Genomic DNA, 6,601 nt, shown 5'->3' on the forward strand with positions numbered 1-6,601 from the left:
GCAGGCGATGCTCCGGCATTCAGCATGGCCGCAGCCTCTGCCAAAAGCTCCGCCGCAGGTTCAGGAGACCGCTTCCAGACGGGCCATTTCCTCGTCACTGATCTCGTAGTTGGCATAAACGTTCTGCACGTCGTCATTCTCTTCGAGGAAGTCTATCAGACGTAACACTTTTTCCGCATCCTCCCCGCTCACTTCTATGGTTGTTTCGGGGATCATGGTGATTTCGGTTTCTTCTGCCTTCAATCCCGCCGCTTCCAGTGCCACGGCGACGCTATGCAACTCCGTTGCGGCGGTGTAGACGGCGATACGCTCGCCCTCGTTGACCACATCTTCAGCACCCGCCTCCAGTGCCGCTTCGAGAATCCGGTCTTCGTCGGCATTGGCGGGAAAACTGATCAGACCGCGCTTCCTGAACAAATAGGCCACCGAGCCTGCAGTGCCCATATTGCCACCGCGTTTGGAGAAAATATGACGCACTTCGGCGACGGTGCGAACCTTGTTGTCGGTCATGGTCTCGACCAGAATGGCGATGCCGCCGGGGCCATAGCCTTCGTAGGTTACCTCCTCGTAATCCACACCTTCCAGCTCACCGGTGCCACGCTTGATTGCCCGCTCGATGGTGTCTTTGGTCATATTGGCCCCGTAGGCCTTGTCCAGGGCCAGACGCAAGCGGGAATTACTGGCCGGATCACCGCCGCCGGCCCGCGCCGCCACCGTAATTTCGCGGATGAGGCGGGTGAAAATCTTGCCGCGCTTGGCGTCCTTCAGCGCTTTCTTGAATTTGATGGTGGACCATTTGCTATGCCCGGACATGACGTACTCCCTGTTCTATCACTGGATTCTTCTGCCAAAATATCGTCCATGGTACCGCAAAGGCGGGGATGCCGTCATGCGAGGGTGGCGATGGCGCTCATGGTGGCACCGAGTACTTCGGCGGCATCGGCATCGCGGTGAAAATGCAGGGGCACGCCATAACGCAACAGAGGCCGTTGCCGGTGCAGCCAGGTGGCGAGGTCAGACCGGCCTTGCCGTGCGCCACTGATATGGGCTGGCACCACCGGAGCGGCACTTTCCCGCACCAGCCAGGCCACGCCTTTCTGGGTCTGATCGCGGTTGATCCCGCCTTCAGGGAAAATACCCAGCACCCGTCCGTCTTCCAATAACCGGCGCGCCTGCAGCAGGGCGCGCACATCATGACCGTTACGGCGTACCGGGATGCTGTAACTTTGGTCCAGCAGACGGCGCATCCAGGCCTTTTCGTAATATTCCTGAGCCACCAGAAAGGAAATCACCCGCTGGTTGCTGGCGACCAGCAGCAGGGGGTCCAGTACCGACACATGGTTGCAGGCGAGGATGGCCGGCCCGGTTTCAGGAACGCTGCTGGGCTCCCAGTGACCCCCCTGATAAAAGCGGGTATAGCTGTAAAGCAGGGTATGCAAGCCACGCTGGGTAAAGGACCATTCCGTTGCCTGATCGGCCGCCGCAGACGGTTGTCCCATGGTGTCCGTCAGGAAACCGCCAGCATACGTTCCAACGCCAGGCGGGCCAGAGCGGCGGTCTCGGGGTCTACCTGAATGCGGTTGACCACCTGACCCGCAAGGAGGCTTTCCAGCGAGCGCGCCAGTTGCTCCGGATCAATGCGGAACATGGTGGAGCACATGCAGACCATAGGCGACATGAACTCCACCGTCTTGCCCTCCGCGCGCACCTCGTCGGCCAGGCGGGTGACCAGATTGACCTCCGTGCCTACCAGCCACGCACTGCCGGGCGGCGACGCCTTGACCGTGCGCAGGATGAAATCCGTGGAGCCGACGGCGTCGGACCTCTGGCAGACTTCAAAAGACGCTTCTGGATGGGCGATCACCTGCCCTTGCGGATGCTCGCGGCGCCAGCGTTCGATATGGGCTGGCTGAAACATCTGGTGGACGGCGCAGTGCCCTTTCCAGAGCAGAATTTTGGCACGGCGGATTTCCTCGGGCGTGAGGCCGCCGAGGGGTTGGCTGGGGTCCCAGACCGGCATGTCGCGCAGGGGAATACCCAGTTGATGCCCGGTCCAGCGTCCCAGATGCTGATCGGGGAAGAACAGGGCCTTGGGACGTTGCTGGAAAGACCAGTCGAGCACTTTGCGGGCATTGGAGGAGGTGCAGACGGTGCCGCCGTGGACGCCGCAAAAGGCCTTGAGCGCGGCCGAAGAGTTCACGTAGGTGACGGGTGTGACCTCCCGCTCCACATCGATCACTGTCGCCAGCTCTTCCCAGGCACGCTGCACCTGGGGCATATCGGCCATATCGGCCATGGAACAACCGGCATTGAGGTCCGGCAGGATGCTGGCCTGTTCCGGGCGGCTGAGAATGTCGGCCACTTCCGCCATGAAGTGAACGCCGCAGAAGACGATGAACTCGGCCTCCTGCTCGGCGGCAGCACGGGAGAGCTGCAGGGAGTCGCCATGAAAGTCGGCGTGACGGTAGACTTCCTCGCGCTGATAATGGTGGCCGAGGATGACCGCGCGTTTACCCAGCGCGGCCTTGGCCCGCCGAATCCGCGCATCGAGTTCCAACCCATCGCTGCGCCGGAGTCCCTGAATCATCACCGTTTCCACACCCATAACCGACCCTCTCAGGCGCTATCGCGCGTGCAAAAATATCCGATTACGTTACGAAGCCGCCTGCTGCCCGTCAAGCGGTGCCCTTTTCAGGGATTTTGTACGTCGGCGCCGACTCCGGGACGCAGGCGGATGCCCAATTCCTGAAGCTGCTTGTCGGCCACGGTGCCAGGGGCTTCGGTGAGCAGGCAACCGGCTTTTTGCGTCTTGGGGAAGGCGATCACATCACGGATGGTCTCGGCACCACAGAGGAGCATGACCAGCCGGTCCAGTCCGAAAGCCAGACCCCCATGGGGCGGCGCGCCATAATGCAGGGCGTCGAGGAGGAAACCGAATTTGTCCCGCGCCTCTTCCGCACCAATGCCGAGGGCGGCGAAGACCTTTTCCTGTACCACCTCCTGATGGATGCGGATACTGCCGCCGCCAATTTCGTTGCCATTGAGCACCAGATCGTAGGCCCGCGCCAGGGCGTTGCCGGGATCCTGGCTGAGGGTTTCCAAGTGTTCCGTCTGCGGCGCGGTAAAGGGGTGATGGGTGGAAGTCCAGCGGTCTTCCTTGTCGTCATAGTCGAACATCGGGAAATCGGTGATCCAGACCGGGCACCATTTGCCTTCCAGCAAACCCAGATCAGCGGCCAGACGGTTACGCAGGTTGCCGAGGGCTTCGTTGACGATTTTGGCCGTATCGGCGCCGAAAAAGAGGATGTCGCCCGCCGCCGCGCCGCTCCGCCGGAGGATTTCCCGCAGGACATTTTCCGGCAGGAACTTGACGATGGGGGATTGCAGACCCTCGTTACCCTGATCCAGGGCATTCACCTTGATCCAGGCCAAGCCCCTGGCCCCGTAGATGGCGGCGAACTGGGTGTAGACATCAATCTGCGCCCGGCTGAGCTGGGCACCGCCCGGAATACGCAGGCAGGCCACCCGCCCGCGCGGACGTTCGGCGGCTTCGCGAAAGACCTTGAAGTCCACCTCGCCCATGAGATCGGTGAGTTCGGTGAGTTCCAGCGGATTGCGCAGATCGGGGCGGTCCACACCGAAACGGTGCATGGAGTCTCCGTAGGTCATGCGCGGGAAGGGGTCGGGGAGCTGCACCCCCAGCACCTCGGCGAAAAGCCCGCGAATCATGGGCTCGGCAATCCCCATGACGGCCGCTTCATCGACAAAGGATGCCTCGATATCAATCTGGGTGAACTCCGGCTGACGATCGGCGCGCAAGTCTTCGTCACGAAAACATTTGGTGATCTGGTAGTAACGGTCCAGCCCGGCCACCATCAGGAGCTGTTTGAAGAGTTGCGGGCTCTGGGGCAGCGCGAAAAAATGTCCCGGCTGGGTGCGCGAGGGCACCAGATAGTCACGGGCGCCCTCGGGGGTGGAGCGGGTAAGGACGGGTGTTTCCACATCGATAAAGCCAGCGGCATCCAGGTAGCTGCGCACAAAACGGGTCACCTGGTGGCGCAGTCGCAAGCGATTCAGCATTTCCGGGCGGCGCAGGTCCAGATAGCGGTATTTGAGCCGCAGATTCTCGGCGATGTCTTCCTCATCCAGCGGGAAAGGGACCGGCTCGGATCGGTTGAGAATGCTGATGCGCGCTGCGGCCAGTTCCACTTTGCCACTGGGCATGTGGGGATTCTCGGTGCCCGCGGGACGGGCGCGCAGAACACCTTCCACCTGCAACACGAACTCACTGCGGCACTCGTTGGCGGCCGCGAAGGCGTCCACCTGATCCGGATCGGCGACGACCTGTACCAGGCCTTCACGGTCCCGCAGATCAATAAAAATGACGCCGCCATGATCGCGCCGCCGTTGCGCCCAGCCGCAGAGGCTGACGGTTTGGCCAAGCAAGCCTTCGTGAATGCCATTACAATAGTGTGTCCGCATGCTGCATCCCGTATGAGTCAACAAGAAAAGGGCCACCCGACCGGGAGGCCCGCGCACAATCTAGCCTTGCCGCGCGCGCTACGTCAATGACAGGCGCAGCCCCCAGCGGGACAGGACGGCGCGGCGGCGGCTTCCGGCTTGCTCTCACTGGCTTTGTTGCTGCCCCCCTTGAAATCGGTCTGGTACCAGCCGGAACCCTTCAGGGCGAAGCCCCCGGCGCTGAGTTGCCGCTCCAGCCCCGGTTTGCCGCAGTGGGGGCAGTCGGTCAGACGGGAATCATTCATGCGCTGCTCGGCGCTCAGATGGTGTCCGCAGTCCTTGCATACATACTCGTAAGTTGGCATCGTATTAACTCCGTATTTAGGTTGTAACTTATAAAGATGCCTATTAAATACGTCCTCACGCCGCAATTTTCAAGAGCCTTGCAATGGAACCGACCCGGTAAGGAGGGCGCGGATGCCCATCGGCACTGAACTGCACAGTGCATTGCAGACGCTCATTGCACTGCTCGCCATTCTCAATCCCATTGGCGCCATTCCGATTTTCATTGCCCTGACCGGCGACGAAGATGCGCAACAGCAGATCGCCACGGCCAAGCTGACATCCCGTGCCGTGGCTGTCGTGCTGCTGACGTCCGCCTTTCTCGGTGAATATATGCTGAAATTCTTCGGAATCAGCATCGCCGCTTTTCAGGTAGCTGGCGGCATGGTGCTGATGATGCTGGCTTTTAACATGTTGCAGGCCAAGTCCAGCCGCTATCGGCATACCCCGGAGGAAGCCGCCGAGGGGATGCAGAAAGAGGCGGTTGCTGTCGTACCCTTGGCCATCCCGCTGCTGGCGGGTCCGGGCACCATGATCACCGTGATCATTGCCCATCACAAAAATGCGTCGTGGTTGGCCAGCGGCCTGCTGATTGTCGATATACTGCTGATTGCCGGGGTGGCCTACGCGGCACTGCGTCTGGCGCAACCCTTGTCACGCCGGCTGGGGGTGACTGGCATCAATATTTCTACCCGCATCTTCGGGTTGGTGCTCGCCGCCATTGCTGTGACCTTTATCGCCAACGGTTTGGCGGCCTTATTCCCTGGGCTGGTACACACCGGCACTGCTTGAGCGCGAGGCCTCCGGGTGGGAGGGCTCAGGGCGTGACGGCGCTGCCTTTGTCGTCGTCCAGCGCCTTGTTTTCCGCAATAATCATGGCGCGATAATGCCCCAGCATTTGCAGATAGCGCTTGATGCCGGTCAGCCAGAGGACAGTACCCAAAATCAGGGAGATGTAGCCGATGGTGGACCAGATGTCTGGGCCAAAAAAACGGATGAAGGTCAGCCCGGCAAGGACCAGCGTCAATGATGTCCGGGTGTACGCCAGAAAAGTCCGCTCATTGGCCAATACGGTCCTGTCCAGGGCCAGCCAGTCCCGCAAAATAAATTCGCGTGGATTAAACTTGTGGTAAGGCATGGTGCTCAAATTCAGTTATCCTTCATTTTACTTTGTATATTCACCTTCTGGACATCACTCTTCCGCAGATCAGCCCATTCCGACCGGTAAGAATACGGCAAGCGGCCATGCCAGATAAAGTGCCTGCCCACTTAATATGGACTTCATTGCATTTAATCGGGACCTAAAAAGTAATGTCACGGGGTATGCGGCTTATCCATTTGCGCTACACTAGGGCAAATCCGCCCCGGCGGTCTGAACCCCACTCTCTGGATGGAAAATGGCATGGCGCAATACGTTTTTACGATGAACCACCTCAGCAAGATCGTGCCGCCCAAGCGCGCCCTGCTCAAGGATATCTCCTTGTCCTTCTTCCCTGGCGCCAAGATTGGCGTACTCGGCATGAATGGTGCCGGCAAGTCCACCCTGATAAAGATCATGGCGGGTGTCGACAAGGACTTTGACGGCGAAGCGCTGCCCATGCCCGGTCTCAAAATGGGTTATCTGTCGCAGGAACCGCAGGTCGATCCGAATAAGACGGTGCGCCAGGTAGTGGAGGAGGGGCTCGGTGAAATCCTCGGCGCGCAACAGGAACTGGAAGCGGTTTATGCCGCCTACGCCGAGCCCGATGCGGACTTTGACGTTCTCGCCGCCGAGCAGGCACGTCTGGAAGCCATTGTC

8 protein-coding genes are annotated in these 6,601 nt (G+C 60.3%); 2 read left to right on the forward strand and 6 right to left on the reverse strand.

Annotated features, from left to right (window positions below):
- Positions 1–60: 60 nt before the first annotated feature.
- The 5 genes from M7F93_RS04830 to M7F93_RS04850 all read right to left on the reverse strand — a co-directional run bounded on the left by M7F93_RS04830 (position 61) and on the right by M7F93_RS04850 (position 4,826).
- Positions 61–813 carry a YebC/PmpR family DNA-binding transcriptional regulator gene (locus M7F93_RS04830; protein ID WP_298169936.1) on the reverse strand — a complete coding sequence of 251 codons (753 nt, stop codon included), beginning with the start codon at positions 811–813 and terminating at the stop codon, positions 61–63.
- Between the two features lie 74 nt (positions 814–887).
- Positions 888–1,499 carry a lysophospholipid acyltransferase family protein gene (locus tag M7F93_RS04835; RefSeq protein ID WP_298169939.1) on the reverse strand — a complete coding sequence of 204 codons (612 nt, stop codon included), beginning with the start codon at positions 1,497–1,499 and terminating at the stop codon, positions 888–890.
- An 8-nt stretch (positions 1,500–1,507) separates the two neighbouring features.
- The gene (nadA, locus tag M7F93_RS04840; protein WP_298169942.1) at positions 1,508–2,605 is read right to left on the reverse strand and encodes a quinolinate synthase NadA; all 1,098 of its coding nucleotides are present in this window, start codon (positions 2,603–2,605) and stop codon (positions 1,508–1,510) included.
- 86 nt (positions 2,606–2,691) lie between these two features.
- Positions 2,692–4,482 (reverse strand): aspartate--tRNA ligase, encoded by a 1,791-nt coding sequence (gene aspS, locus M7F93_RS04845; protein WP_298169945.1) that lies wholly within the window; start codon positions 4,480–4,482, stop codon positions 2,692–2,694.
- An 83-nt stretch (positions 4,483–4,565) separates the two neighbouring features.
- Positions 4,566–4,826: an FmdB family zinc ribbon protein gene (locus tag M7F93_RS04850; RefSeq protein ID WP_298169947.1), complete on the reverse strand. Its 261-nt coding sequence runs from the start codon at positions 4,824–4,826 to the stop codon at positions 4,566–4,568.
- 112 nt (positions 4,827–4,938) lie between these two features.
- On the opposite strand from M7F93_RS04850, the gene M7F93_RS04855 reads away from it, so the two are divergent.
- Complete coding sequence (locus M7F93_RS04855) at positions 4,939–5,595, forward strand: MarC family protein (RefSeq protein WP_298169950.1); 657 nt, start codon at positions 4,939–4,941, stop codon at positions 5,593–5,595.
- Between the two features lie 25 nt (positions 5,596–5,620).
- Here the strand turns inward: M7F93_RS04855 and M7F93_RS04860 are convergent, their stop codons facing one another.
- A complete protein-coding gene (locus M7F93_RS04860) occupies positions 5,621–5,941 on the reverse strand; it encodes a DUF202 domain-containing protein (protein ID WP_298169955.1) in 321 nt (106 codons plus the stop codon).
- Positions 5,942–6,205: 264 nt separating this feature from the next.
- On the opposite strand from M7F93_RS04860, the gene M7F93_RS04865 reads away from it, so the two are divergent.
- Positions 6,206–6,601, forward strand: a 396-nt coding sequence (locus M7F93_RS04865) for an ATP-binding cassette domain-containing protein (protein WP_298169952.1), incomplete at its 3' end; no start/stop codon positions are given.

Source organism: Acidithiobacillus sp. (genome assembly GCF_027322205.1).
GTDB lineage: Bacteria > Pseudomonadota > Gammaproteobacteria > Acidithiobacillales > Acidithiobacillaceae > Acidithiobacillus.

What these genes read in the sequence shown, in the direction of transcription:
- M7F93_RS04830 (WP_298169936.1), bottom strand. Translation starts at nt 813, where the DNA reads ATGTCCGGGCATAGCAAATGGTCCACCATCAAATTCAAGAAAGCGCTG.
- M7F93_RS04835 (WP_298169939.1), bottom strand. Translation starts at nt 1,499, where the DNA reads ATGGGACAACCGTCTGCGGCGGCCGATCAGGCAACGGAATGGTCCTTT.
- nadA (WP_298169942.1), bottom strand. Translation starts at nt 2,605, where the DNA reads ATGGGTGTGGAAACGGTGATGATTCAGGGACTCCGGCGCAGCGATGGG.
- M7F93_RS04850 (WP_298169947.1), bottom strand. Translation starts at nt 4,826, where the DNA reads ATGCCAACTTACGAGTATGTATGCAAGGACTGCGGACACCATCTGAGC.
- M7F93_RS04855 (WP_298169950.1), top strand. Translation starts at nt 4,939, where the DNA reads ATGCCCATCGGCACTGAACTGCACAGTGCATTGCAGACGCTCATTGCA.
- M7F93_RS04860 (WP_298169955.1), bottom strand. Translation starts at nt 5,941, where the DNA reads ATGCCTTACCACAAGTTTAATCCACGCGAATTTATTTTGCGGGACTGG.
- aspS (WP_298169945.1), bottom strand. Translation starts at nt 4,482, where the DNA reads ATGCGGACACACTATTGTAATGGCATTCACGAAGGCTTGCTTGGCCAA.